Source organism: Yersinia canariae (assembly GCF_009831415.1).
GTDB classification, from domain to species: domain Bacteria; phylum Pseudomonadota; class Gammaproteobacteria; order Enterobacterales; family Enterobacteriaceae; genus Yersinia; species Yersinia canariae.
The window spans coordinates 862,555-888,517 of sequence record NZ_CP043727.1; the positions used below are offsets into that span (position 1 = coordinate 862,555).

A 25,963-nucleotide genomic window follows, 5' to 3' on the forward strand; every position below is an offset into this window, starting at 1 on the left:
TCAGTGAAGTTGTTAAAATGTGCTGGGTTTCATGATTTTGGTCAAGGTCCGTATGGACAGGTAGTGAATACTTTGTTACTTTATCGTCACGTTTTTGAAATTGGTATTACCAATTGACTCCGCGCTACTCGCAGAGACGATTCACTCAATACGGCTTATAGCGCGACTCATAATAAATTATGGCCTACAACAAAATACGTCAGCCCAAATTATCAGATGTTATCGAGCAACAGCTCGAATACCTGATTTTGGAAGGGACGCTACGCCCAGGTGAGAAATTACTGCCTGAGCGCGAGTTGGCGAAGCAATTTGATGTTTCCCGCCCTTCTCTGCGAGAAGCAATCCAGCGCTTAGAGGCTAAGGGGCTGCTGTTGCGCCGTCAGGGCGGTGGCACTTTCGTGCAAACCAATCTCTGGCAAAGCTTTAGCGATCCGCTGGCTGAACTGCTGGCCGACCATCCAGAATCACAATTCGACTTGCTAGAAACCCGTCATGCCCTCGAGGGTGTTGCTGCTTATTATGCTGCACTGCGTGGCACAGATGAAGATCTGCAACGTATTCGTGAATGTCATACTGTTATCCAACAAGCACAGGACAGCGGCGATTTGGATGCCGAGGCTGATGCAGTCATGCAGTATCAAGTGGCTGTCACAGAGGCCGCGCATAATGTGGTTTTACTGCATTTACTGCGCTGCATGGGGCCAATGCTCGAACAAAACGTTAAACAAAACTTTGAATTGCTTTACTCGCGCCGCGAAATGCTGGCAACGGTGAGCAGTCACCGCGCCGGGATTTTTGAGGCGATTGTGGCACGCGAGCCGGAGAAGGCCCGCGAAGCTTCACACCGTCACTTGGCGTTTATTGAGGAGATCCTGTTGGACCTCAGTCGGGAGCACAGTCGCCGTGAGCGATCTTTGCGTCGGCTCCAACAGCGCAAGGACTAGAAACGATTCATTCAGGTTGCGCCTCTGCAAAACCTCAATAACTCGTTTTATACCCTTTGTATTTGAAATTGCAGGGTTATTCTCTGCAATGCCAATTCATTTGGGTGATGTCTCTCATTTGAGGGGCATTAGCGGCAACTAAACTGATGGGCCTATCTTCCGGTGTTTTCACCAGGGCACGTGCTTTAGCCCCGGGTTAAAGCACAGGAAGATAGGCTCCAAATAAACCATTAGAAACAGATAAGGAATACCACCATGTCAGAACGTTTAAATAATGACGTGGATCCGATCGAAACCCGCGACTGGCTACAGGCGATCGAATCGGTCATCCGTGAAGAGGGTGTTGAGCGTGCTCAGTATCTGATTGATCAGGTTTTGGGCGAAGCCCGTAAAGGTGGTGTGAGTGTTGCAGCTGGTTCAGCCAGCCGTGATTACATCAACACTATCGCAGTAGAAGACGAACCCGCTTACCCTGGCAACCTGGATCTGGAACGTCGTATTCGTTCAGCAATCCGTTGGAATGCCGTGATGACCGTGTTGCGTGCATCGAAGAAAGATCTGGATTTGGGCGGCCACATGGCATCCTTCCAATCTTCCGCTACCTTCTACGAGGTTTGCTTCAACCACTTCTTCCGTGCTCGTAATCCAAAAGACGGCGGCGATCTGGTTTACTTCCAGGGCCACATCTCTCCGGGCGTTTACGCACGTGCCTTCCTTGAAGGCCGCCTGACTCAAGAGCAAATGGATAACTTCCGTCAGGAAGTTCACGGTAAGGGTCTGTCTTCTTACCCGCATCCGAAACTGATGCCTGAGTTCTGGCAGTTCCCAACTGTATCTATGGGCCTTGGCCCAATCAGTGCTATTTATCAGGCCAAGTTCCTGAAATACCTGTCTCACCGTGGTCTGAAAGACACTTCAGCACAGACCGTATACGCCTTCCTGGGCGATGGCGAGATGGATGAGCCAGAATCTAAAGGTGCGATCACCATCGCGACCCGTGAAAAACTGGATAATCTGGTCTTTGTTATCAACTGTAACTTGCAGCGCCTTGATGGCCCGGTTACTGGTAACGGCAAAATCATTAATGAGCTGGAAGGTATCTTCAGTGGTGCTGGCTGGCAGGTTCTGAAAGTTATCTGGGGTAGTCGTTGGGATGAACTGCTGCGTAAAGATACCAGCGGTAAACTGATCCAATTGATGAATGAAACTCTGGATGGCGACTACCAGACCTTCAAATCTAAAGATGGCGCTTATGTGCGCGAACATTTCTTCGGCCGTTTCCCAGAAACTGCTGCATTAGTGAAAGACATGAGCGACGACGAGATCTGGTCTCTGAACCGTGGCGGTCATGATCCGAAGAAAGTCTTTGCGGCACTGAAAAAAGCACAAGAAACCACTGGCAAACCAACTGTTATCCTGGCCCACACCATTAAAGGTTACGGCATGGGCGAAACAGCTGAAGGTAAAAACATTGCCCACCAGGTGAAGAAAATGAACATGGAAGGTGTTCACCACTTCCGCGATCGCTTCAATGTGCCGGTGGCTGATGCCGATATCGAAAAACTGCCATACATTACCTTCGAGAAAGATTCCGAAGAGTATAAATATCTGCATGAACGTCGTCAGGCGCTGGAAGGTTATGTACCAACCCGTATGCCTAAGTTCACTGAAAAGCTGGAAATCCCAGCATTGTCAGATTTCAGCTCCTTGCTGGAAGAGCAGAATAAAGAAATTTCTACCACTATCGCATTCGTGCGTGTGCTGAACGTGATGTTGAAGAACAAGTCTATCAAAGACCGCATTGTTCCAATCATCGCCGATGAAGCCCGTACTTTCGGTATGGAAGGTCTGTTCCGTCAGATTGGTATTTACAGCCCGAATGGTCAGCAGTACACCCCGCAAGACCGTGAGCAGGTTGCTTACTACAAAGAAGACGAAAAAGGCCAGATCCTGCAAGAAGGGATCAACGAACTGGGTGCGGCTTCTTCATGGCTGGCTGCTGCGACTTCATACAGCACCAATGATTTGCCAATGATCCCGTTCTACATCTACTACTCCATGTTCGGTTTCCAACGTATCGGCGACCTGTGCTGGGCTGCGGGTGACCAACAAGCACGTGGCTTCTTAGTGGGCGGGACTTCAGGTCGTACAACGCTGAACGGCGAAGGTCTGCAACATGAAGATGGTCACAGCCATATTCAGTCACTGACTATCCCGAACTGTATTTCTTACGATCCAGCTTATGCTTATGAAGTGGCAGTCATCATGCATGACGGTTTGGAGCGTATGTACGGCGACGCGCAGGAAAACGTTTATTATTACCTGACCACGCTGAACGAAAACTATCACATGCCAGCGATGCCGCAGGGCGCAGAAGAAGGTATCCGTAAAGGTATCTACAAACTGGAAACTGTTGCAGGTAGCAAAGGCAAAGTTCAGTTGATGAGCTCAGGCGCTATTTTGCGTCATGTCCGTGAAGCGGCTCAGATTTTGGCTAATGACTACGGTGTGGGCTCTGATGTGTACAGCGTAACTTCATTCACTGAACTGGCCCGTGACGGTCAGGATTGTGAGCGTTGGAACATGCTGCACCCAACAGAAACTCCGCGCGTACCTTATGTTGCTCAGGTCATGAACGACGCACCAGCGGTTGCTTCTACTGACTACATGAAGTTGTTCGCTGAACAGATTCGTAACTTCATTCCTGCCAGCGAGTTCCGCGTTCTGGGTACAGATGGCTTTGGCCGTTCTGACAGCCGTGAGAACCTGCGTCATCACTTCGAAGTTGATTCTTCTTACGTTGTGGTTGCAGCTCTGGGTGAATTGGCTAAACGCGGTGATATCGATACCAGCGTAGTTGCACAAGCAATTACTAAGTTTGGTATCGACGCCGATAAAGTTAACCCGCGTCTGGCATAAGAGGTAAAGAACAAATGGCTATTGAAATTAACGTACCAGACATCGGTGCAGATGAAGTGGAAGTCACCGAAATTATGGTGAAAGTTGGCGATACCGTTGAAGCGGAGCAATCGCTTATCACCGTCGAGGGTGATAAAGCTTCCATGGAAGTCCCTTCACCGCAGGCGGGTGTAGTTAAAGAAATCAAAATTGCCGTTGGCGACACTGTTGCTACCGGTAAGCTGATGATGATCTTCGAAGCAACAGGTGCCGCTGCGGCACCGGCAAAAGCGGAAGAGCAAGCGGCTGCACCAGCACCGGCAGCAGCGCCTGCTGGGCCAGCGGCATCAGCAGCTAAAAACGTTGAAGTGCCAGACATCGGTGACGACGAAGTTGAAGTCACTGAAGTGATGGTGAAAGTTGGCGATAAAGTTGAAGCTGAACAATCATTGATCACTGTTGAAGGTGACAAGGCTTCCATGGAAGTTCCTGCTCCTTTCGCGGGTATCGTGAAAGAGATCAAAATCAGCACTGGCGACAAAGTGAAAACCGGTTCCCTGATCATGGTGTTTGAAGTCGAAGGCGCAGCACCTGCGGCCGCTTCGGCTCCAGCTCCACAAGCAGCAGCGCCAGCAGCACCAACTCCAGCTTCGGCTCCAGCGGCGAAAGCAGAGAGCAAAGGCGAGTTCGCTGAGAATGATGCCTACGTGCATGCAACGCCAGTTATCCGTCGTTTGGCTCGTGAATTTGGTGTGAATCTGGCGAAAGTGAAAGGTACGGGTCGTAAAGGCCGTATCCTGCGCGAAGACGTTCAGGCTTATGTGAAAGAAGCTGTTAAACGTGCTGAAGCGGCACCTGCTGCTACCGGTGGCGGTTTGCCAGGTATGCTGCCTTGGCCGAAAGTTGATTTCAGCAAGTTCGGCGAAATCGAAGAAGTGGAATTGGGCCGTATCCAGAAAATCTCTGGTGCTAACCTGAGCCGCAACTGGGTCATGATCCCACATGTGACACAATTCGATGAAGCGGATATCACTGAAGTTGAAGTATTCCGCAAGCAACAAAACATCGAAGCTGAGAAGAAAAAACAAGATCTGAAAATCACTCCGCTGGTGTTCCTGATGAAAGCAGCTGCCAAGGCGTTGGAAGAGTTCCCGCGCTTCAACAGCTCAATTTCTGAAGATGGTCAGAAACTGACACTGAAGAAATACATCAATATCGGTGTGGCGGTTGATACCCCTAACGGTTTGGTTGTTCCGGTATTCCGTGATGTAAACAAAAAAGGTATTGTCGAGTTGTCTCGCGAGCTGTCTGTGATTTCCAAGAAAGCGCGTGATGGCAAATTGACGGCATCTGATATGCAAGGCGGTTGTTTCACTATTTCCAGCCTGGGCGGCATCGGCGGGACGGCGTTTACGCCAATCGTTAATGCGCCAGAAGTAGCCATTCTGGGTGTGTCAAAATCATCCATGAAACCAGTCTGGAATGGTAAAGAGTTTGCTCCGCGTCTGATGTTGCCTCTGTCCCTGTCCTTCGACCATCGTGTGATCGACGGTGCGGCAGGTGCTCGCTTCGCAGCGTATATCGCCACCATTATGGCCGATATTCGCCGTTTGGTGATGTAATCGCCAAGGCCGGCTTAGTGCCGGCCTTGTTGTTATTACAGACAGACAAAAGACAGTTATGAACCGGCTTTGTCGGCTTGTTACATAAGTCGACAAGGTTGTTGAGACACTCGTCACGCGATGCGGCTTTTCAGATTATTAACAATTCTGTAAACTGCACGCGGTGCAAGCGTCACGGTGGATCAAGGCGTTATGAAATTAATTAGCCTAAAGAATGACGACAAATTCGCCGGACAAACAATTAAGAGGTCATGATGAGTACTGAAATTAAAACTCAGGTCGTGGTACTTGGGGCAGGCCCAGCAGGGTACTCTGCTGCTTTTCGTTGCGCGGATTTAGGTTTAGAAACCATTCTGGTTGAGCGCTATTCCACTCTGGGTGGGGTTTGCCTGAATGTCGGTTGTATCCCTTCCAAGGCGTTGTTGCACGTCGCTAAAGTTATCGAAGAAGCTAAAGCATTAGCTGAACACGGTATCGTTTTTGGCGAGCCTAAAACTGACATTGATAAAGTACGTGTCTGGAAAGAGAAAGTTATCAATCAGTTAACCGGTGGTTTGGCAGGTATGGCTAAAGGCCGTAAAGTCAAAGTGGTTAACGGTTTTGGTAAGTTCACTGGCGCGAACACCCTGGTTGTTGAGGGTGAAAATGGCCCGACAACTATTAATTTCGATAACGCGATCATTGCTGCGGGTTCTCGTCCAATCCAACTACCATTTATTCCGCATGAAGACCCACGTGTTTGGGACTCAACTGATGCATTGGCACTGAAAACTGTCCCAGAGCGTCTGCTGGTGATGGGCGGTGGTATCATCGGTCTGGAAATGGGGACTGTTTACCATGCGCTGGGTTCGAAGATTGATGTGGTCGAAATGGCTGATCAGGTGATTCCGGCGGCTGATAAAGACGTAGTAAAAGTCTTTACCAAACGTATTAGTAAGCAATTCAACCTGATGCTGGAAACCAAAGTGACAGCAGTAGAAGCCAAAGAAGACGGCATCTATGTCACCATGGAAGGCAAAAAAGCTCCTGCAGAACCGCAGCGTTATGATGCTGTTCTGGTTGCTATCGGCCGTGTGCCGAATGGTAAGTTGCTGGATGCAGGTCAGGCCGGTGTTGAAGTTGACGAACGTGGCTTTATCCACGTTGATAAACAACTGCGTACTAACGTGCCGCATATCTTTGCAATCGGCGACATCGTGGGTCAGCCAATGCTGGCGCATAAAGGTGTTCACGAAGGCCATGTTGCTGCTGAAGTTATCTCTGGCATGAAACATTACTTCGATCCGAAAGTGATTCCATCCATTGCGTACACTGAACCAGAAGTTGCATGGGTAGGTCTGACCGAAAAAGAAGCGAAAGAAAAAGGCATCAGCTACGAAACCTCCACCTTCCCGTGGGCGGCATCGGGTCGTGCTATCGCTTCTGATTGTGCAGATGGTATGACCAAACTTATTTTCGACAAAGAAACTCACCGTATCATCGGTGGCGCAATTGTCGGGACTAATGGCGGCGAATTGTTAGGTGAAATCGGTCTGGCAATCGAGATGGGCTGTGATGCTGAAGATATCGCATTGACCATCCATGCTCACCCGACGCTGCATGAATCTGTCGGTCTGGCAGCAGAAATCTACGAAGGTAGCATTACTGACTTGCCGAACCCGAAAGCGAAAAAGAAATAATTTTTAGCTGATACGGTATTTGCCGAAGTCGACGTTAAAACGGTCCCTCGATAGGGGCCGTTTTTTATGGAAACAGTAATTTTAATTAATTTGGATCGGCGGGGGAATGAATTTTGATCCTAGCCCTCTGAGGGCTCGCATTTCTACTTCAATTGTTTCATTGTCAATGATATTGATTTCAGTAATCAGAAAAAAGCTATGAGGAAGAAATATTCTGGTGCCTTCGGTATTATCTAGTAGGGCTGAGACATCAGTGCTGTATGTTAATCCTCTGGGATAATGAATGGTATATCTTACATTGACTTCTCCGTTATCGAGATCTTCAGTATTAAAGTTTGTGATATATTCTTCGTCTGACGTTGTGCTAAAAAAAGTCTCATTGCTGTAAATTTCTTCTTCGACTATTTCGGTCTCAAATTCCACTCTGCTTCTGATTTCACCGCGATAAACAATATCAGTATCATCTGAACTTAAATATTTGAATGATTTGTTTTTAAATGAAATACTCACATCTGAATGACGTTTTAGTGCATTGGTTAATTGTTCGATTTCAATTTTAAGTTTTGGGCTAATGTTATTGCTACGCATGGCATCATTAATTCTAACATAACTGTCCTCGGTATAATCTCTCAACGCAAAGTAATCTTGGAAACTGATTTTGTCATGCGTAGTTAATTTATTATATTCGCTAATTTCGTCATTTATATCTAGCTGAGTATCAAGCCAAAACTCATTACCGTAGATACTTTCCATTTCCTCAATAGCTGTTGCTACTTCACTTTCTTGTATGGGGCCTCTACGGTGTATTATGGTGAACTTGCTGGTTTCGGATACTTGATTATCACTTTCCTCCATATCGGACTCTTTAATACTGGATGAGTCAGACTCGTTGGCGCTGGATGACGTTGATTCTGAGTTGTCTACTCTTGCCCGTTTAATTGGAGGTTCCTCACCTAACGCGGGGGCATTTGGGTCACCTAAAAGATAGCCAACTCTGCCGTTTATTCTTTTTATTACCCCTTTGGCTTTCGGTTTTGCTGCCGCCGGTAATAATAGTGTCCGCTCTGTAGTGGCTCCTAGTTTGGGGGATGGGGGTACTTTTGTTGTTGGCTTAATAGGTAACTTCCCTATAGAAAATTTAAATCCTCTCGGTTGTGGAGTCGGCCCCCCGGTTAATATACCGAGACCAATATCCAGTGCAATTTCTTCACTTGTCGCTGGGGGTGTTTTCCCCTGATTTTCCGGAACTTCTCTACACGCCAGGCCATTCTCCCATCGGCAATGTCTGGCTTGATATTGACTAAAACTCTCTTTATTAGATTGGTATTTAGGTTCTACTGGGCGAGAATGTGCTATTTTAATGGATATGACAGTATAAATTAAAATTAATAGAGTGAGGGCTATTTTCATAGAGTCTCCATATTAATGTTTTTATTGTAATGAATTCCATATATTTAATTTCTCTACGCAGGATGATATTTGACTAAATTGAATTTTTAATCAAGGAAAGAAAACTTATTGGTGCGTTTATTTATATTTACGTTGTAATGATTAATAAATACCAATATTTCCATGCTGGTCAGGGTGACGAAAAATATCTGAGTATTAAAAAAATTGTCCGGTTCTTAATTGGCTTGGGGAAATATTAAATATTCGACGTAATGCCGTGGCGAAATTGGCCGGACTAGTATAACCCGCAATAGCCGCTGCTTGATCAATACTGATACCTTCTTTCTGAAGGGCTAACATGGCGCGTTTTAAACGGCAATGGCGCAAATATTCAAATACTGTGATGTTGTAGCTTTCACGAAAACGTCGCTGCAAAGTGCTTTGGCTCATATTCACCAAACGGGCCAGTTCACTCATTGATAGATGGTCTGCTTCACCACTTTCCAGCCAATCACGGACCTGCTGAACCCGGTTCATACCACGTAATGAGATTTTATTTTGCTGTAGCGCCTGCTGTTCCAGTGAACTGAATGCTTCAATAATCAGGCCAATACATTGTGTTTCCCAATGCAGGCGCTCCAGCGGGGTCGAAAAGGGAGGGGCGCTTGCGATTTTCTGCGCAATGGCTTGTGCGTGAACAGATGGCCGCCATAAATGAATCGCCAGATGCTGCTGAGTAAAGTTGTAAAGAGTATCCCAGGAACCCGTTTGCGGCAGTAAATCGCCATACAACCATTCACGGTCAAAGGTGAGTGTCAGAGTGCGCTCATGGCTATTATTCTTACCGTGGCGAGTGAAAAGGGTGCTTTCTGTTAATGAGACCAGCGAGGCATCGCCTTTTTCCTGCAAATGCAGTTGCTTGCCCCCAAATGAAATATGTGCGCTGCCACTCACCACAATCGCCAGCTTCAAAGCCGGATTGAGCTGATTCTGCGTCTTGATATCGGAAAGGTTGGTCACATTGGCGGTATGCAGGATCAGGTGTGGGTTTAAGCGCAATACCTGAAAATCACCATACAATACTGGGTCGGTGGACGACAATTTAGCGCCGCTCAACTGATAGTCACTGGCCACCAGATTTGACTGTTGCACAATTTGGTCGCGATAAATCGGTTTGGATGAGGGGGAAACATTGCGCAATTTGTTTTTCTTCATCGCCGACATAGTGGCCTCTCCAATAACATTGATGTTGTGACAACATTGACTTTATAACAAACGGTTTTGCTGTTTATACAAACCTTTTTTCTGATTGCAAATGTAACAATTAGCGAGATGAATTGATAATGAAAATAATTATCAATCTTGTTCGTTTTTGTTGCCCTATGAATAGATTGGTAGAGATTTTCCTCTACTGACATTTGCTGTGGGCTTTTGCATCGGGGAAAGTGTAATGAAAGTAAAATCGCAGCGGCGCTCTCTGACGACCTTAGCGAGCGTGATTGGTATCTGTATTTCGACTCCGCTTTGGGCGCAGACACAAGATACCACTCAGGCAGGGTCTGATACAGGCGTAACACAACAGCAAGAAACAACGGCCGCCGACAACAAAGCGGCCACCGGTGATACATTAGTCGTAACGGCTCAGCAGCAAGTCCGCCAGGCACTTGGCGCATCGACTATCACGGCGGAAGATATTCGCAAACGTCCTCCGGCTAATGACCTGTCCGAAATTATCCGCACCATGCCGGGTGTTAACCTTTCCGGTAACTCAGCCAGCGGCCAGCGCGGCAATAACCGCCAGATTGATATTCGCGGCATGGGGCCTGAAAACACGCTGATTATGATTGATGGCATCCCTGTTTCGAGCCGTAATGCCGTGCGTTATGGCTGGCGTGGTGAGCGCGATACCCGTGGTGATACCAACTGGGTACCGGCGAATATGGTTGAGAAAATCGAAGTATTACGCGGGCCTGCTGCCGCGCGTTATGGTAATGGTGCCGCAGGTGGCGTGGTGAATATCATCACTAAACAGCCGGACAAAGAGCTGCATGGTAGCTGGAATGCCTATATGAACCTGCCGCAGCACAGTGAAGAAGGGGCGACGCGTCGTACCGATTTCAGTCTGTTGGGGCCATTAAGTGATACGGTCAGTTTCCGCTTATACGGCGGGTACAATAAAACTGATGCTGATGATTGGGATATTAACCAAGGCCATGAATCAGCTCGAACCGGCAATCAGGCGGGCACCTTACCCGCCGGTCGTGAAGGGGTTCGTAATAAAGATATCAATGGTTTATTGCGTTGGGAGTTCATGCAAGGCCAATCCCTGGAGTTTGAGGCGGGTTATAGTCGTCAGGGGAATATTTATGCCGGTGATACACAAAACACCAATAGCAATGTCATTGTTCGCAGCTTATACGGTGCGGAAACCAATGTGATGTATCGCGATAATTTCTCATTAACTCATCGTGGTTTTTGGGATAACGGCGTCAGCGCCACTTCCTATGTTCAGTATGAAAATACGCGTAACTCACGTATTAATGAGGGCCTGGCAGGCGGTACCGAGGGTATTTTCTCTAATAACAAATTCAGCACTATCAAGCTGGATAACTATTTGGCCCATTCCGAGGTTAATCTGCCGTTTGAATTTGGCGTTAATCAGGTGCTGACTGTTGGCGCTGAATGGAATGACCAGAAAATGAATGACCCGACCTCTAATACCCAAACGACAACTGAAGGCGGCAATGTCAGTGGTTTGACGGGAGCTGGTCGAAATACTCGGACTTCAGCGCAGATAGCTTCAGTGTTTGTGGAAGATAATATCGAGTTGACAGATACCACGATGCTCACCCCAGCGCTGCGCTTTGATCACCACAGCACCGCCGGAAGCAACTGGAGCCCGGGGTTAAACCTGTCACAGGAATTGGGCGATTACTTCACCATGAAAATGGGGATTGCCCGCGCCTATAAAGCGCCAAATCTCTATCAAACCAACCCAAACTACTTGCTATATAGCCGTGGTCAGGGCTGCTACGGTGGCGGTGGAAGCTGTTACTTGATGGGGAATGACTCTTTGTCAGCTGAAACCAGCGTCAACAAAGAGATCGGTTTCGAATTCCATGATGATGGCATTATTGCTGGTATCACTTATTTCCGTAATGATTACCGCAATAAGATTGAGCCGGGCCTGGTCTCCCTTGGAAAAGCTAATGGCGGCACCGGAGCTTATGCTGATTCCGATATCTTCAAATGGGGAAACATACCGAAAGCTTTGGTCGAGGGGTTAGAAGGTAACCTGACCGTGCCATTCACTGACACGGTGCAATGGAGCAGCAATCTGACCTACATGCTGGAGTCTAAGAACAAAACTACCGGTGATTACTTATCCATCACACCAGAGTTTACTCTGAACAGCTCGCTAAGCTGGCAGGCCACGGATGATTTGTCCTTACTGTCTACCGTGACTTGGTATGGGCGTCAGAAACCGAAGAAATATGACTATCAGGGGCTGCCAGTGACGGGGACAGCACGCAATGAAGTGAGTCCATACGCCATCTTTGGCCTCAGTGCGAGCTACACCGTGACAAAAAATGTCAGTGTGACCACTGGGATTGAAAACTTATTTGATAAGCGCCAGTTCCGTGAGGGTAATGCCCAAAACGTGGCCAATATCGCCGGTGCTGGGGCGGCGACTTACAATGAACCTGGTCGGACATATTTTGTTAGCTTAAACACCCAATTCTAAATGCCGTCATACTTGGGGCCGCAGGGGGGTAGTTACGCGCGCTAACCCGAATGACTTACTCATGTAAGCTCATCGGGATGAGTTTGCTTGCCGCCTACCTCTGCACCCCCATTATTTTGGGTATAGGGTTTTTGTTAAAGCAGAAACAGTTGTTATCGGCTGTTTCTGCTCCATTTATCGCCATAATATCTTCCCCTCATCATTCCTCGCTCTAAAAGTCATATCAACAGCACGAGATTTTCACCGAGAGATGGTATCCATTCCTAATGTATGGGTATTATGCGAGGAGATTTTACGGATATTGCCCTTTTGTAAGGGGCTAACTGAGAGTGGTTATCAATAGTTCAGGTGATTACACTGCGCTCAACGATTCAGCAAAAATTTAATGTTGCTTTTATGTGAACGAATTAACACTGAGTTCAAATACTGGTATGCTGGCTGAGCGAAACTGGGCTTCTTACCTTACACCTACTGCATCAATGATGATGGCTGGTGGCTACAGATAGCCTGGCAAAATATATGACAATAAAAGCGAGGAGAGAGTCGTGCTAGAAGAATACCGTAAGCACGTAGCCGAGCGTGCTGCTGAGGGTATCGTCCCCAAGCCATTAGATGCATCACAAATGGCAGCGCTGGTTGAATCATTAAAAAATCCGCCTGCGGGCGAAGAAGAATTCCTGCTAGATTTGCTTATCAACCGTGTTCCCCCTGGTGTTGATGAAGCAGCCTACGTTAAAGCCGGTTTTCTGGCGGCCATCGCCAAAGGTGAAGCCCACTCCCCATTGATAGCCCCTGAAAAAGCAATTGAACTGCTTGGCACCATGCAGGGCGGTTATAATATTCATCCGTTGATTGATGCGTTGGATAATGAAAAGCTGGCTCCGATTGCGGGCAAAGCCTTATCTCACACCCTGCTGATGTTTGATAACTTCTACGATGTAGAAGAAAAAGCCAACGCGGGTAATCCTCATGCCAAGAAAATTATGCAATCTTGGGCTGATGCCGAATGGTATCTCTCTCGCCCAGCATTGGCTGAGAAAATCACGGTAACCGTATTCAAAGTAACCGGTGAAACCAATACCGATGACTTGTCTCCGGCTCAAGATGCCTGGTCGCGCCCTGATATCCCGCTGCATGCACTGGCAATGTTGAAAAATGCCCGCGAAGGTATTCATCCGGATCAACCGGGCAATGTTGGCCCAATCAAACAGATTGAAGAGCTGAATAAAAAAGGCTTCCCGCTGGCATACGTCGGCGATGTAGTCGGAACCGGCTCTTCCCGTAAATCAGCCACTAACTCTGTGCTGTGGTTTATGGGCGATGACATCCCTTACGTGCCAAACAAGCGCGGCGGTGGTGTCGTGCTGGGCAGCAAAATTGCGCCAATCTTCTTTAACACGATGGAAGATGCGGGTGCATTGCCGATTGAAGTGGACGTCAGCAACCTGAATATGGGTGATGTGATTGATATCTTCCCGTATTTGGGCGAAGTGCGTCACCATGAGTCGGGCACGATTTTAGCCACTTTCGAACTGAAAACTGAGGTGTTGCTGGATGAAGTGCGTGCGGGTGGCCGTATCCCATTGATCGTCGGCCGCGGTTTGACCACTAAAGCTCGCGAATCTCTGGGCTTGCCCGTCAGCGAAGTCTTCCGTGTGGCGAAGCCGGTTGCCAAAAGCGACAAAGGTTTCTCGCTGGCACAGAAAATGGTGGGCCGTGCCTGTGGCGTTGCAGGTGTGCGCCCAGGTGAATATTGCGAACCTAAAATGACCTCGGTCGGTTCACAAGATACCACTGGCCCAATGACCCGTGATGAGCTGAAAGACTTGGCGTGTCTGGGCTTCTCCGCTGACTTGGTTATGCAGTCATTTTGTCATACGGCGGCATATCCGAAGCCAGTAGACGTGACCACTCACCACACATTGCCTGACTTTATTATGAACCGTGGCGGTGTCTCATTGCGCCCAGGTGACGGCATCATCCACTCATGGCTCAACCGCATGCTATTGCCGGACACGGTAGGCACGGGGGGTGACTCCCACACCCGTTTCCCTATCGGGATCTCTTTCCCTGCGGGTTCTGGTCTGGTGGCTTTTGCGGCAGCAACAGGTGTAATGCCTCTGGACATGCCTGAATCTGTGTTGGTGCGCTTTAAAGGTAAAATGCAACCGGGTATCACCCTGCGTGATCTGGTGCATGCTATCCCTTACTACGCGATTCAGGAAGGCCTGCTGACGGTTGAGAAGCAAGGCAAGAAGAATATCTTCTCTGGCCGAATTCTGGAAATTGAAGGTTTACCAGAGTTGAAAGTTGAACAAGCATTCGAGCTGGCAGATGCTTCTGCCGAGCGCTCTGCTGCTGGTTGTACCATCAAACTGGATAAAGCGCCGATTATTGAGTATCTGCAATCCAACATTGTGTTGTTGAAGTGGATGATAGCTGAAGGTTACGGCGACCGCCGTACACTGGAGCGCCGTGTCAATGGAATGGAAAGCTGGTTGGCTAATCCGAATCTGCTGGAAGGTGATGCAGATGCGGAATATGCCGCGGTGATCGAAATCGATCTGGCGGAAATAACCCAGCCAATTCTCTGTGCGCCTAACGATCCGGATGATGCTCGTTTGCTGTCTGATGTTGCTAATAGCAAAATCGATGAAGTGTTTATCGGCTCTTGCATGACCAACATTGGCCACTTCCGTGCAGCCGGTAAGTTACTGGATCAACACAAAGGCCAGTTGCCAACCCGCCTTTGGGTCGCGCCGCCGACCAAAATGGATGCCGCGCAACTTACCGAAGAGGGCTACTACAGTGTCTTTGGTAAGAGTGGTGCCCGTGTTGAGATTCCGGGCTGCTCTTTGTGTATGGGTAACCAGGCGCGTGTCGCCGATGGGGCGACAGTCGTTTCTACTTCGACCCGTAACTTCCCGAACCGCTTGGGGAATGGGGCGAATGTTTATCTGGCTTCGGCTGAACTGGCAGCAATTGCATCACTGCTGGGGCGTCTGCCAACTCCTGATGAATATCAAACTTATATGGCTCAGGTTGATAAGACCGCAGAAGATACTTACCGGTATCTGAATTTTGATAAGCTGAGCCAATATACGGATAAAGCCGACGGAGTTATCTTCCAAACCGCCGTGTAAGCCGCTATATTTCGCACCTGCTAAACGGGAGGCCAATGGCCTCCCGTTTCTATTTTAAAAACCGTATCGATGTGAAATTTTGCCGCTATTTACCGGCTTTGCGAGCTTGCGCCAAGTGAGCTAACTAAATACGGTTACAATTATTAAAAGAGCATCAGGAGGGCATGCTATGGACTATGAATTCTTGCGTGATTTAACTGGGCAAGTGCTGGTCAGATTCTCCATGGGGCATGAGGTGATCGGCCATTGGCTCAATGAAGAAATCAAAGGCGATTTGACCAAACTCGATCAAATTGAAGCTGCGGCGGCTGAAGTCAAAGGCAGTGAGCGCCAGTGGCAGCTCGATGGCCATGAATATACCTTGTGGTTTGATGGTGAAGAAGTGATGGTGCGCGCCAATCAATTGGATATTGAAGGCGACGAAATGGAAGAAGGCATGAATTACTATGACGAAGAAAGCCTCTGCTTATGTGGTTTAGAGGACTTTCTGCTGGTATTGAAAGGCTACCGTAACTTCATCATTTCTAAATAGTGGAGCGGCTGGCGGACCAGCACAGCAAAGAGCCGGCTACCACCATGGCAACACCCGGCCAGAATGCGGCTGAAGGGGGAGTATTGAGCCATAAACTGGCAATCAGTATTGATAACAAAGGTGTGAAGTAAGAGAGGGCAGCGACCAGTGTGGCGTTGCCTTTTTTCATGGCGATATCCCAACACAGATAGGCTAATGCGGTATTGGCGCCCATCAGTAACAGCTCAAAAGTCGCGCGCTGGGTAAAGTGCAACTGACCCGGTGTCAGCACAAAGAACATGGCCCACAGACATAGCGCGCAGGCGAGCAAAAACAGTGGCAATACCCCTGGCCCTCGGCTGTATACCCGCACCAGATTGGAGTAACCGGCCCAGGTAAATGCCGCCATCAGCGCCAAACTGTAAGCTAATGGGTTACTGCTGACATTGGCACCGAGCACCTTGATATTCAGCCCATTCCCGCCACTGACGACCCAAATCACGCCAAACAGGGCCAGAGCCGCACCCGGCCAGAGCCACCACCGTGCGCGGAGTTTGAGTAATGGCACCGCCAATAACAGTGTCAGGCTCGGCCACAGATAATTAATCAGGCCAATCTCCAGTGTCTGCTGGCGGTCATTCGCCATACCGATGGCTAAGACAAAAGCCACCATATACACCACAAACAGCAAACCACAGCCGTACAAATAAGCTGGATGCTGCCCGCGCAAAGTTGGTTTCCCGGCGACTAACCACACCAAAATTCCACTGACGGTGTAAATTGCCGCACCCGCTCCAAATGGCCCTAACGTTTCTGACAGGCCACGGGTTAAGGCGACACTCATGCTCCACAGCAGGATCGCAATAATGCCATACAGGGTAGGGAGGCGATTCATTGGGGCATCATCCTTGTGCGATATCAAACGAAGAAAATAGGATCTTCTTATACATCGTCAATCAGGATGATGGGAATAGCGGAAGATCAATTATTGCTTAATAATATAATAGACCTGAGCCATGCGCTGCTGGCCGATGCAAAGGCTGATATTACTTTCTTATTTGCCCAACTCCCTTAATCAAAAATCCCGGTCAAAACCGGGATTCTAAGCTTGATATTCCCTACCACATCACATTTCTGGCACATTACGGCCATAGTAGATTTCCTGCATTTCTTTGTATAGCAGGCGGGTAATGCGTTCTCTCTCTTCCGCGCTCAGCTCTTCTGGCTTGGCGTTAAACAGATAATGCTTCAAATCGAAATCTTTCAGCATCATTTTGGTATGGAAGATATTTTCTTGATAAACATTCACATCCATCATGTGATACAGCGACTTCATATCATCGGACATAAAGTTCTGAATTGAGTTGATTTTATGATCGATAAAATGTTTTATCCCGTTAATATCACGGGTAAAACCGCGTACCCGATAATCCATGGTGACGATATCGGATTCCAACTGATGAATAAGGTAATTCAGTGCTTTCAGCGGTGAAATGACACCACAGGTCGAGACTTCAATATCTGCACGGAAAGTACATAACCCTGCTTCAGGGTGACTTTCCGGATAGGTATGGACGCAGATATGGCTCTTATCCAAATGGGCGACAACGGCACTTGGCAGTGGGCCTGGGTGCTCTGAGTTATCAACATCGCGCGGATCGACCGGCTCTTCACTGACCAAAATAGTGACACTCGCACCCTGAGGATCGTAATCCTGACGGGCGATATTCAAAATATTAGCACCAATGATCGAGCAAGTTTCTGTCAAGATCTCGGTCAGGCGGTTGGCATTATACTGTTCGTCAATGTAGGCGATATAGCCATCGCGATCGTCTGCGGTTTCGGCATAACAAATATCGTAAATACAAAAACTCAGGCTTTTAGTCAGGTTGTTGAAGCCGTGTAGTTTAAGCTTGGACAATTTAGCTCACCTCCTTGCGTATTATCAACGTTTGGCCGTTAAGGCATCCAGCAGATATTGCGGCAGGGCAAAACTGCCGACATGAATGGCTGGGTTATAGTAGCGACAGGTCAGGCCCGCTTTGACAAAACGCTGTTGTAGCGTAGTGATATCCAATTGGCGCAATTGCGGGTTTTGTGTCGCCCAAGCGAAGGTCATGATACCGCCGTAATATGTCGGAATGGCTGCTTGATAAAAACTGACATCCTCGAAATAGTGGCTAAGCTTGTTATGGCTATCGACCGCTTCATTTTGTTGCAGGAAACAGACGCCGTTTTGCGCGACAAAAATGCCGCCGTCGTTCAAACTTCGGGCACATCCTTCATAGAAAGCAGACGTAAACAGGCTTTCTCCTGGCCCAATAGGGTCAGTACAGTCGGAGATAATGACATCGAATTTTTCAGTCGTTTGGTTAACGAAGTTGACGCCATCATCAATAACCAGCTTGAAACGGGGGTCATCATAGGCACCGGCACTATGATTGGGTAGATATTGGCGGCAGAACTCGACGACACCGGCGTCAATTTCCACCATGGTAATCTGTTCAATATTTTTGTGGCGGCTGACTTCGCGTAGCATCGCGCCATCGCCACCGCCAATGATAAGCACTTTCTTTGCCTGGCCATGGGCCAGTAAAGGGACGTGTGTCATCATTTCATGATAGATAAATTCATCGCGTTCGGTGGTCTGCACCACGCCATCCAATGCCATTACCCGACCCAGCACAGGGTTCTCAAAAATCACCAAATCCTGGTGCTCGGTTTTTTCGCGGTACAGTATTTTTTCCACTGAAAAATACTGGCCGAAGTTGGCATGTAATGTTTCATACCATAGTTCTTTCTGTGACATGTTCGGGGCTTCTCCTTCGCAGTAACAGCCATGAAAAATGGGGGCAACATCATAGCCAACTCTGACTAAGGTTGCACGGCTGAATTTTAGGCTGAAAGGGTAAATGCGGGATCGCTAGTTAGCGTAGGCCAATAAACTTAAAGAATCACGAGCCAGAGATTTGCATTTGGTAGGAACCGGGATCGCAATGCCCCGTAGGTCGCGATAGCTCTCTTCACCCAACGCTTTCATATTAAAGCTATTGTAGTTACGCAGATCCCAGCGATTTTGTTGAGCAAAATAGACAATTGCCCGTTTGATTTCATTATTGGGTAACTCGTTATAGCCACAGTCATTTTTCAGATAAACAAATACCGCAGTCAGATCTGCAAGATCTTCTGCTTCAGATTCACTTAATGCAGAACTGGCAGATGAGAATCCGCACAGAGTAAGCAGCAGCATAACTAACGTTGTTCTTTTCATAGCGGAAACAGGCTTATTCATTGTTAACAGACGTTATCACACTGTGATGGTTCAGCGTAAATTTTATTATGCTCTTCGTGTGGGGATATACGGGGATTGATTCACAAAGTGATTGATTACTCCTTGACCTTCCCTCAAGGGGAAGGTTTATGCTGATAAATAATGCTGTTTTTGTGCCCTGTGGGCACTTACTCACAATCGAGAATGGAGACGACCATGCATCGCCGTGATTTTATCAAGTTAACGGCAGCTCTTGGAGCCGCCACTTCACTGCCTTTATGGAGCCGCGCGGCTTTAGCCGCAGATTTTTCACCTTTACCCATCCCGCCGCTACTTTTACCCGATGCCAGCGGTAGCCTTAATCTGAATATCCAAACAGGCACTATGTCCTGGTTGCCCTCCGCCACCACTCAAACCTGGGGCTATAACGGCAACTTGTTAGGGCCTGCGATTCGTTTGCAGCGCGGCAAGCCGGTCACGATTAACATCACAAATTCATTACCGGAAGCTACAACTGTGCACTGGCACGGACTGGAAGTTCCCGGTGATGTCGATGGTGGGCCGCAAGCACTGATTCAGCCGGGGGCAAAGCGCCAAGTCACATTTACGGTAGAGCAACCCGCTGCCACCTGCTGGTTCCATCCCCATACCCACGGCATCACGGGCCGTCAGGTCGCGATGGGGTTAGGGGGGCTAGTGCTGATAGATGACAGTGACAGCGAAAAACTGCCTCTGCCGAAACAGTGGGGTGTGGATGATATTCCGGTCATTTTGCAGGATAAATTGTTGGATAAAGATGGCCAGATTGACTATCAATTGGATGTGATGACGGCTGCTGTGGGGTGGTTTGGTGATCGAATGTTCACCAACGGTGCCCGCTATCCGCAACAGATAACCCCGCGCGGCTGGGTGCGCTTGCGGATACTGAATGGGTGTAATGCGCGCTCCCTGAATCTGGCCCTTAGCGATGGTCGCCCAATGTATGTGATTGGCAGTGACGGCGGCTTACTGGCCGAGCCAGTGGCGGTGCGCGAATTGCCAATACTGATGGGCGAGCGTTTCGAGGTGCTGGTGGATACCTCTGATGGCCAGGCACTTGATTTGGTCACTTTGCCAGTAAAACAGATGGGCATGACATTAGCTCCATTTGATAAGCCGCTGCCGGTGTTACGCATTCAACCCTCACTGACAACGGGCAGCAAAACATTGCCGGATTCTCTGGTTGTGGTGCCGCCGCTTGCCGATGCTACCGGCCTGCAAGAGCGCTGGTTCCAACTGATGATGGACCCGAAACTGGATATGCTGGGCATGCAGGCGCTGATGAGCCGCTATGGTATGCAAGCTATGGCGGGAATGAGCATGGATCACGGCAATATGGGGGGAATGGATAAGGGGGCCATGGGAGGAATGGATCACAGCAATATGAAGGGCATGAATCATGGCGCGATGAAAGCGGCCCCTGCTTTTGATTTCAGCCATGCCAATATGATCAATGGCAAAGCCTTTTCCATGACCGAAGCGGCATTTGATGCCAAACAGGGCAAATACGAAAAATGGACGGTTTCTGGTGAGGGCGACATGATGTTGCACCCATTCCATGTTCACGGTACGCAGTTCCGTATTCTGACCGAAAATGGGAAGCCACCTGCGGAACATCGGCGTGGTTGGAAAGATACTGTGCGAGTGGAGGGTGCTCGCAGTGAGATATTGGTGCGTTTTAATCACCTGGCCCCAACCAGCACACCTTATATGGCCCATTGCCACCTGCTGGAACATGAAGATACCGGCATGATGCTGGGCTTTACTGTCAGTGCTTAAGGTGCATTAATGGGTTATGTCTGCGGCGGGAGAGTCCGTCGCAACCAGGCTCAGGCTATGGTAAACTCAGCGGCTTTCTTCCGGCAAGCAACGTAAAAAAGCGACGTTAAAACCTATGAAACACACTGTAGAAGTCATGATTTCCGAGCAGGAAGTCAAAACCCGAATTGCCGAATTAGGCCGCCAAATCTCCGAACATTACCGCGACAGTGGCAGTGAAATGGTGTTGGTCGGGTTGCTCCGTGGCTCATTTATGTTTATGGCTGATTTATGCCGCGCCATTGATGTTTCCCATGAAGTCGATTTTATGACGGCCTCCAGCTACGGCAATGGCATGAGCACCACTCGCGATGTGAAAATCCTGAAAGATCTGGATGAAGATATCCGTGGTAAAGATGTGCTTATTGTTGAAGATATCATCGACTCAGGTAATACATTAAGTAAAGTGCGTGAAATTCTGCAACTACGTGGCCCGAAATCATTGGCTATTTGTACGTTGCTGGATAAACCCGAGCGCCGCGAAGTACAGGTGCCAGTAGAGTGGGTCGGTTTCACTATTCCTGATGAATTTGTGGTGGGTTACGGTATTGATTATGCTCAAAGATACAGACACCTTCCTTATGTCGGAAAGGTTGTTATGTTTGACGAGTGATCGATTGCTGCGCGTGGATATTTTAGGCTGATTGAGTCGCGTAGTTAATGGGAGAGGGTGCGTTTTAACACCCTCCCATAGCAACTCATCAGTTTTGTCTGTTGGGTTGCAGTATTTTCGCCATTGCTTCGCGGTACTTGATTTCTAGTTCGCTGAGGCTGGTACTCGAGATATTTAAATCCGTCAGTTTGCCGTCTTCAATACCATAGACCCAGCCGTGAATCATGGCTTTCTGCCCGCGTTTCCAGGCGGAGCGAACAATAGTAGAATGTCCCAAGTTATACACTTGCTCTACCACGTTGATTTTACATAACATATTACTACGTTCTTCGGCAGGAAGTTCACCCAGCAGTGAGCTGTGTTTAAACCAAAGATCCCGAATATGCAGTAACCAGTTGTCGATAAGCCCTAATTCGAGGTCTTTTTTCATTGCGGCTTCAACACCACCACAGCCAAGGTGACCACAGATAATGATATGTTCGACCTGTAAAACGTCGATGGCATATTGCACCACGGACAAACAGTTCAGATCCGTATGGATAACCAGATTGGCAACATTGCGGTGAACAAACAATTCGCCAGCTTTCAGGCCGGTTAACTGTTCTGCGGGAACGCGGCTGTCTGAACAACCAATCCACAAAAACCGAGGTTTCTGGGCTTCCGCCAGATGTTCAAAAAAACCAGGGTCGTCTTTACTAATAGCTTTAGACCAGAGGTCATTGTTCGCGAGGAGCTTCTCTATTTCTTTCATTAATGTAAATAGCCTGTAATGAACGGATTGCGATAGGATAATATACGACAAGGATCACGATTTTAAAATCGGAACAGTGACTTTGTTGTTTGCACAGTTTTGTCTGCGCAACATTTTCTCTGTATCTAACTACTTCCCTTTGCTCCACATGCTGCCCTGACAGTGAGGGGGTGAGCAAGCACGGATATGCTGTAACCGCTGGGAACTCATAGAATAAGGTTCTTTTTTACTTATGACATATGCACTGGAAATAACGCAGCTGACCAAAACCTATGCAGGTGGCGTTCAGGCACTGCGTGGCATTGATCTGCACGTAGAGGCAGGCGATTTTTATGCACTGCTTGGGCCTAATGGGGCGGGTAAATCCACCACTATTGGCATTATCAGCTCATTGGTGAACAAAACCTCTGGCAAGGTGAGGGTCTTTGGTTACGACATTGATCAAGATATCGTGAATGCCAAACGGCAACTCGGACTGGTGCCACAAGAATTCAACTTTAACCCGTTTGAAACAGTCTTACAGATTGTGATTACCCAGGCGGGGTATTACGGTGTCACGCGACGAGAGGCCATACAGCGAGCCGAAAAATATCTCAGCCAATTAGATTTATGGAGCAAACGTAATGAGCGCGCTATTCGTCTCTCTGGCGGGATGAAGCGCCGCCTGATGATTGCCCGCGCCCTGATGCATGAACCCAAATTACTGATTCTGGACGAGCCGACAGCAGGGGTAGACATCGAGTTACGTCGCTCTATGTGGGGGTTCCTCAAAGAGCTCAATGCACAGGGAACCACCATCATCCTGACGACCCATTATCTGGAAGAGGCTGAAATGCTGTGCCGCAATATCGGCATTATTCAGAATGGCGAGCTGGTGGAAAATACCACTATGAAACAGTTGCTTGGCAAACTTGAGTCAGAAACTTTTATTTTTGATTTGGCGATGAAAAGCCCGCTGCCAAAGCTGGAAGGCTATAGCTATCGTCTCACCGATACCTCAACGCTGGAAGTTGATGTTAAGCGTGAACAAGGTCTGAATGGCCTGTTCAGCCAACTGAATGCTCAGGGAATACAGGTACAAAGTATGCGCAACAAGGCTAACCGTCTGGAAGAGCTATTTGTCACCTTGGTTAATGGCAACGGGGGAGAAAAAGCATGACCCGCCTGTATTGGGTAGCACTACAAAGTATTTGGATCAAAGAAATCACTCGTTTTGCCCGCATCTGGATTCAAACTCTGGTGCCGCCGGTGATTACTATGTCGCTCTATTTCGTTATTTTCGGCAATCTGATTGGTTCCCGAATTGGTGATATGGGTGGCTTTGATTATATGCAGTTTATTGTTCCCGGCTTGATAATGATGGCGGTGATAACAAACTCATATGCTAATGTCGCAGCCTCTTTTTTTGGCGCAAAATTCCAGCGTAGCATCGAAGAGTTGCTGGTTGCCCCAGTCCCCACCCATATCGTGATTGTGGGCTATGTTGGTGGTGGGGTGGCGCGTGGGATTTGTGTCGGTATCCTGGTGACCATTGTTTCACTGTTCTTTGTGCCGCTGCATGTCCACTCCTGGTCAATGATTGCATTGACATTAATGCTGACGGCGATTCTATTCTCTCTCGGCGGTTTGTTGAATGCTGTTTTTGCCAAGACGTTTGATGATATTAGTCTGGTGCCGACTTTTGTGTTAACACCGCTGACCTATCTGGGCGGGGTATTTTACTCATTAGCCTTGCTGCCACCATTCTGGCAAGCGGTGTCAAAACTTAACCCTATTGTGTACATGATCAGTGGCTTCCGCTATGGGTTCCTCGGAATTACTGATGTGCCGCTCGTATTTACCATTGGTGTATTAGTGGTGTTTATCGCAGTATTTTATGCTTGGGCTTGGTATTTGATTGAGCGTGGTCGCGGCCTGCGCACCTAATACCCTTCGACCTTGACGTTACAGTGGTGTGCAGCTATTTAACCCCTGTAACGTCACCGATTTTGAATAAGTTTTAGGCATTGCGGGTAAATCATTAGTTAGTTAATTGTTGTTAATGCTGGAATTTAATCGTAATAAATAATGTCCCCGTCTAATATCGTCTTTCTCAACTTCAGGTGTCTCGTGCTATGCTGGCGCACCAGATTTTCCCCCTTTCAATTCAGCGCCGAATGCGCATAAGTAGAACGATAATGTGGCATAAAAACAGAATAGCTATTGGGATGCTACTCGGTATTGTCATGTCGGTAATGATGCCGGCAACCCATGCAGACCTTCTGCCAGATGAAGCGGTTCTTACCCCTAAATATATGGTGACAGCCCGTGACAGCGAAATATATTCGTTGGTTGGCGAGCAGGTCATTCCTGTGGGCGAGATGAAAGAAGATCAACTTATTCAGGTTTTACCCGCAGCGGCAGAATACTATGAGTTTAAATTTGGTAACGGTATCGGCTTTATTGATAAAGACGATTTACGTGATATCAATAAAGCGCGAAAAAACAATGATATATTGGGGGATTTGAATAAACCTCTGCCGAATCAAAATATTATTATCAAGCGCGAAACACCGGTTTATTTGGCGGCAGATGTCGATAGCGAACAATTTGCGACCTTGGTAGAGAACCTGCGCTACCCGATTGTGGGTAAGTTGAAAGACCGGCTAAGTAATACTTGGTATCAGGTTAATATTGGCGATCGTTTGGGTTATGTCAGCAGCAGTGATGCCGAAATAGATAATGGCATTCCTATCCTGACTTATCACCATATGCTGCAAAATGAGGAAAATAAACGTTTTCTGAATACCTCGACGACGACCTCTGATGCCGCGTTCAGTAACCAGATGACCTATCTCAAACAGACCGGTTACGACACTATTTCTCTTTATCAGCTTGAAGGTTATCTCAATAACAAAATTAACCTGCCAGGGAAAGTCGTGGTGCTGACATTTGATGATGGCCTTAAATCAGTCCATCGCTATGCTTATCCGATTTTGAAAGAAAACGGCTTCCGGGCTACGGCATTTATTATTTCATCGCGTATTAAACGCCACCCCCAGAAGTGGAATCCGGACTCATTACAGTTTATGAGTATTTCTGAATTGAAAGAGATTCAGGATGTATTTGATATTCAATCTCATACACACTTTTTGCACCGGACGGATAATAAACGCAATCCAATCTTATTGAGCCGTTCTTCTCACAATATAATTTTTGATTTTGAGCACTCTCGCCGCGCATTATCGCAGTTTAATCCGCACGTAATTTTTCTGTCATATCCGTTCGGTGGCTTTAATCAAACCGCGATTGATGCTGCTAAAACTGCTGGTTTCCATTTGGCGGTAACGACGATGCAGGGCAAGGTTAAACCCGGTGATAACCCGTATACCCTCAAGCGGCTTTATATTCTGCGTACGGACTCCATTCCGACGATGGCGGAGCGTATTGCAAATGAACCTGGTCAGCCGGTTGCCGCCGCGCCTGCGGTGATGGAATCTGATTAGCTATTTCACAGTGTGATATTAAGATATGAAAAAGGCGCTTTAGTTAAGCGCCTTT

The 25,963-nt window shown here is 47.9% G+C and carries 19 protein-coding genes; 12 read left to right on the forward strand and 7 right to left on the reverse strand.

Annotated elements, in window-relative coordinates:
• The first annotated feature begins 179 nt into the window (after nt 1–179).
• From pdhR to lpdA, 4 genes are all read left to right on the forward strand, one after another.
• The gene (gene pdhR, locus F0T03_RS04020) at nt 180–944 is read left to right on the forward strand and encodes a pyruvate dehydrogenase complex transcriptional repressor PdhR (RefSeq protein ID WP_004389026.1); all 765 of its coding nucleotides are present in this window, start codon (nt 180–182) and stop codon (nt 942–944) included.
• 255 nt (nt 945–1,199) lie between these two features.
• Nucleotides 1,200–3,863, forward strand: coding sequence for a pyruvate dehydrogenase (acetyl-transferring), homodimeric type (aceE, locus tag F0T03_RS04025; protein WP_145554357.1), 2,664 nt, complete (start codon nt 1,200–1,202; stop codon nt 3,861–3,863).
• A gap of 14 nt (nt 3,864–3,877) precedes the next feature.
• Nucleotides 3,878–5,464 (forward strand): pyruvate dehydrogenase complex dihydrolipoyllysine-residue acetyltransferase, encoded by a 1,587-nt coding sequence (gene aceF, locus F0T03_RS04030; protein WP_159677279.1) that lies wholly within the window; start codon nt 3,878–3,880, stop codon nt 5,462–5,464.
• A gap of 254 nt (nt 5,465–5,718) precedes the next feature.
• Nucleotides 5,719–7,143 (forward strand): dihydrolipoyl dehydrogenase, encoded by a 1,425-nt coding sequence (gene lpdA / locus F0T03_RS04035; RefSeq protein WP_162527010.1) that lies wholly within the window; start codon nt 5,719–5,721, stop codon nt 7,141–7,143.
• Nucleotides 7,144–7,224: 81 nt separating this feature from the next.
• Here lpdA and F0T03_RS04040 read toward each other — a convergent pair whose 3' ends face one another.
• Both F0T03_RS04040 and F0T03_RS04045 read right to left on the reverse strand, forming a co-directional pair.
• Nucleotides 7,225–8,553, reverse strand: coding sequence for an ADP-ribosyltransferase (locus F0T03_RS04040; RefSeq protein WP_159677280.1), 1,329 nt, complete (start codon nt 8,551–8,553; stop codon nt 7,225–7,227).
• Nucleotides 8,554–8,748: 195 nt separating this feature from the next.
• Nucleotides 8,749–9,756 carry a helix-turn-helix domain-containing protein gene (locus F0T03_RS04045; protein WP_145554353.1) on the reverse strand — a complete coding sequence of 336 codons (1,008 nt, stop codon included), beginning with the start codon at nt 9,754–9,756 and terminating at the stop codon, nt 8,749–8,751.
• Nucleotides 9,757–9,982: 226 nt separating this feature from the next.
• Between F0T03_RS04045 and F0T03_RS04050 the strand changes: the two genes are divergently transcribed.
• The 3 genes from F0T03_RS04050 to yacL all read left to right on the forward strand — a co-directional run bounded on the left by F0T03_RS04050 (nt 9,983) and on the right by yacL (nt 15,952).
• Nucleotides 9,983–12,277 (forward strand): TonB-dependent siderophore receptor, encoded by a 2,295-nt coding sequence (locus F0T03_RS04050; RefSeq protein WP_159677281.1) that lies wholly within the window; start codon nt 9,983–9,985, stop codon nt 12,275–12,277.
• A 545-nt stretch (nt 12,278–12,822) separates the two neighbouring features.
• Nucleotides 12,823–15,420, forward strand: coding sequence for a bifunctional aconitate hydratase 2/2-methylisocitrate dehydratase (gene acnB / locus F0T03_RS04055; RefSeq protein WP_159677282.1), 2,598 nt, complete (start codon nt 12,823–12,825; stop codon nt 15,418–15,420).
• Between the two features lie 169 nt (nt 15,421–15,589).
• Complete coding sequence (gene yacL, locus F0T03_RS04060) at nt 15,590–15,952, forward strand: protein YacL (RefSeq protein ID WP_159677283.1); 363 nt, start codon at nt 15,590–15,592, stop codon at nt 15,950–15,952.
• Here yacL and yddG read toward each other — a convergent pair.
• From yddG to F0T03_RS04080, 4 genes are all read right to left on the reverse strand, one after another.
• On the reverse strand, nt 15,945–16,826 hold the full coding sequence (gene yddG / locus F0T03_RS04065; RefSeq protein WP_159677284.1) for an aromatic amino acid DMT transporter YddG: 882 nt from the start codon (nt 16,824–16,826) through the stop codon (nt 15,945–15,947). The genes yacL and yddG overlap by 8 nt on opposite strands.
• Before the next feature lie 231 nt (nt 16,827–17,057).
• A complete protein-coding gene (speD, locus tag F0T03_RS04070) occupies nt 17,058–17,852 on the reverse strand; it encodes an adenosylmethionine decarboxylase (RefSeq protein WP_145554339.1) in 795 nt (264 codons plus the stop codon).
• 24 nt (nt 17,853–17,876) lie between these two features.
• Nucleotides 17,877–18,740 carry a polyamine aminopropyltransferase gene (gene speE / locus F0T03_RS04075; protein WP_159677285.1) on the reverse strand — a complete coding sequence of 288 codons (864 nt, stop codon included), beginning with the start codon at nt 18,738–18,740 and terminating at the stop codon, nt 17,877–17,879.
• Nucleotides 18,741–18,854: 114 nt separating this feature from the next.
• Complete coding sequence (locus F0T03_RS04080) at nt 18,855–19,202, reverse strand: YacC family pilotin-like protein (RefSeq protein ID WP_016266377.1); 348 nt, start codon at nt 19,200–19,202, stop codon at nt 18,855–18,857.
• A gap of 216 nt (nt 19,203–19,418) precedes the next feature.
• On the opposite strand from F0T03_RS04080, the gene cueO reads away from it, so the two are divergent.
• Nucleotides 19,419–21,020 carry a multicopper oxidase CueO gene (gene cueO, locus F0T03_RS04085; protein ID WP_159677286.1) on the forward strand — a complete coding sequence of 534 codons (1,602 nt, stop codon included), beginning with the start codon at nt 19,419–19,421 and terminating at the stop codon, nt 21,018–21,020.
• A 115-nt stretch (nt 21,021–21,135) separates the two neighbouring features.
• Entirely contained in the window at nt 21,136–21,672 is a 537-nt protein-coding gene (gene hpt / locus F0T03_RS04090; RefSeq protein WP_005167149.1) for a hypoxanthine phosphoribosyltransferase, read from the forward strand.
• A gap of 88 nt (nt 21,673–21,760) precedes the next feature.
• On the opposite strand, the gene can is transcribed toward hpt, so the two are convergent.
• Nucleotides 21,761–22,423: a carbonate dehydratase gene (gene can / locus F0T03_RS04095; RefSeq protein ID WP_145554336.1), complete on the reverse strand. Its 663-nt coding sequence runs from the start codon at nt 22,421–22,423 to the stop codon at nt 21,761–21,763.
• 232 nt (nt 22,424–22,655) lie between these two features.
• On the opposite strand from can, the gene F0T03_RS04100 reads away from it, so the two are divergent.
• From F0T03_RS04100 to F0T03_RS04110, 3 genes are all read left to right on the forward strand, one after another.
• The gene (locus F0T03_RS04100; protein WP_145554334.1) at nt 22,656–23,582 is read left to right on the forward strand and encodes an ABC transporter ATP-binding protein; all 927 of its coding nucleotides are present in this window, start codon (nt 22,656–22,658) and stop codon (nt 23,580–23,582) included.
• Nucleotides 23,579–24,349: an ABC transporter permease gene (locus F0T03_RS04105; protein ID WP_005156782.1), complete on the forward strand. Its 771-nt coding sequence runs from the start codon at nt 23,579–23,581 to the stop codon at nt 24,347–24,349. The genes F0T03_RS04100 and F0T03_RS04105 overlap by 4 nt, the downstream gene beginning before the upstream one ends.
• A 251-nt stretch (nt 24,350–24,600) precedes the next feature.
• Nucleotides 24,601–25,908, forward strand: coding sequence for a polysaccharide deacetylase family protein (locus tag F0T03_RS04110; RefSeq protein WP_145554332.1), 1,308 nt, complete (start codon nt 24,601–24,603; stop codon nt 25,906–25,908).
• Nucleotides 25,909–25,963 lie beyond the last annotated feature (55 nt).

Coding starts and splice junctions, on each gene's coding strand:
- F0T03_RS04050 (WP_159677281.1), top strand. CDS start 9,983: ATGAAAGTAAAATCGCAGCGGCGCTCTCTGACGACCTTAGCGAGCGTG.
- F0T03_RS04105 (WP_005156782.1), top strand. CDS start 23,579: ATGACCCGCCTGTATTGGGTAGCACTACAAAGTATTTGGATCAAAGAA.
- can (WP_145554336.1), bottom strand. CDS start 22,423: ATGAAAGAAATAGAGAAGCTCCTCGCGAACAATGACCTCTGGTCTAAA.
- aceE (WP_145554357.1), top strand. CDS start 1,200: ATGTCAGAACGTTTAAATAATGACGTGGATCCGATCGAAACCCGCGAC.
- speE (WP_159677285.1), bottom strand. CDS start 18,740: ATGTCACAGAAAGAACTATGGTATGAAACATTACATGCCAACTTCGGC.
- F0T03_RS04100 (WP_145554334.1), top strand. CDS start 22,656: ATGACATATGCACTGGAAATAACGCAGCTGACCAAAACCTATGCAGGT.
- F0T03_RS04110 (WP_145554332.1), top strand. CDS start 24,601: ATGTGGCATAAAAACAGAATAGCTATTGGGATGCTACTCGGTATTGTC.
- F0T03_RS04080 (WP_016266377.1), bottom strand. CDS start 19,202: ATGAAAAGAACAACGTTAGTTATGCTGCTGCTTACTCTGTGCGGATTC.
- yddG (WP_159677284.1), bottom strand. CDS start 16,826: ATGAATCGCCTCCCTACCCTGTATGGCATTATTGCGATCCTGCTGTGG.
- cueO (WP_159677286.1), top strand. CDS start 19,419: ATGCATCGCCGTGATTTTATCAAGTTAACGGCAGCTCTTGGAGCCGCC.
- pdhR (WP_004389026.1), top strand. CDS start 180: ATGGCCTACAACAAAATACGTCAGCCCAAATTATCAGATGTTATCGAG.
- F0T03_RS04040 (WP_159677280.1), bottom strand. CDS start 8,553: ATGAAAATAGCCCTCACTCTATTAATTTTAATTTATACTGTCATATCC.
- hpt (WP_005167149.1), top strand. CDS start 21,136: ATGAAACACACTGTAGAAGTCATGATTTCCGAGCAGGAAGTCAAAACC.
- yacL (WP_159677283.1), top strand. CDS start 15,590: ATGGACTATGAATTCTTGCGTGATTTAACTGGGCAAGTGCTGGTCAGA.
- lpdA (WP_162527010.1), top strand. CDS start 5,719: ATGAGTACTGAAATTAAAACTCAGGTCGTGGTACTTGGGGCAGGCCCA.
- F0T03_RS04045 (WP_145554353.1), bottom strand. CDS start 9,756: ATGTCGGCGATGAAGAAAAACAAATTGCGCAATGTTTCCCCCTCATCC.
- aceF (WP_159677279.1), top strand. CDS start 3,878: ATGGCTATTGAAATTAACGTACCAGACATCGGTGCAGATGAAGTGGAA.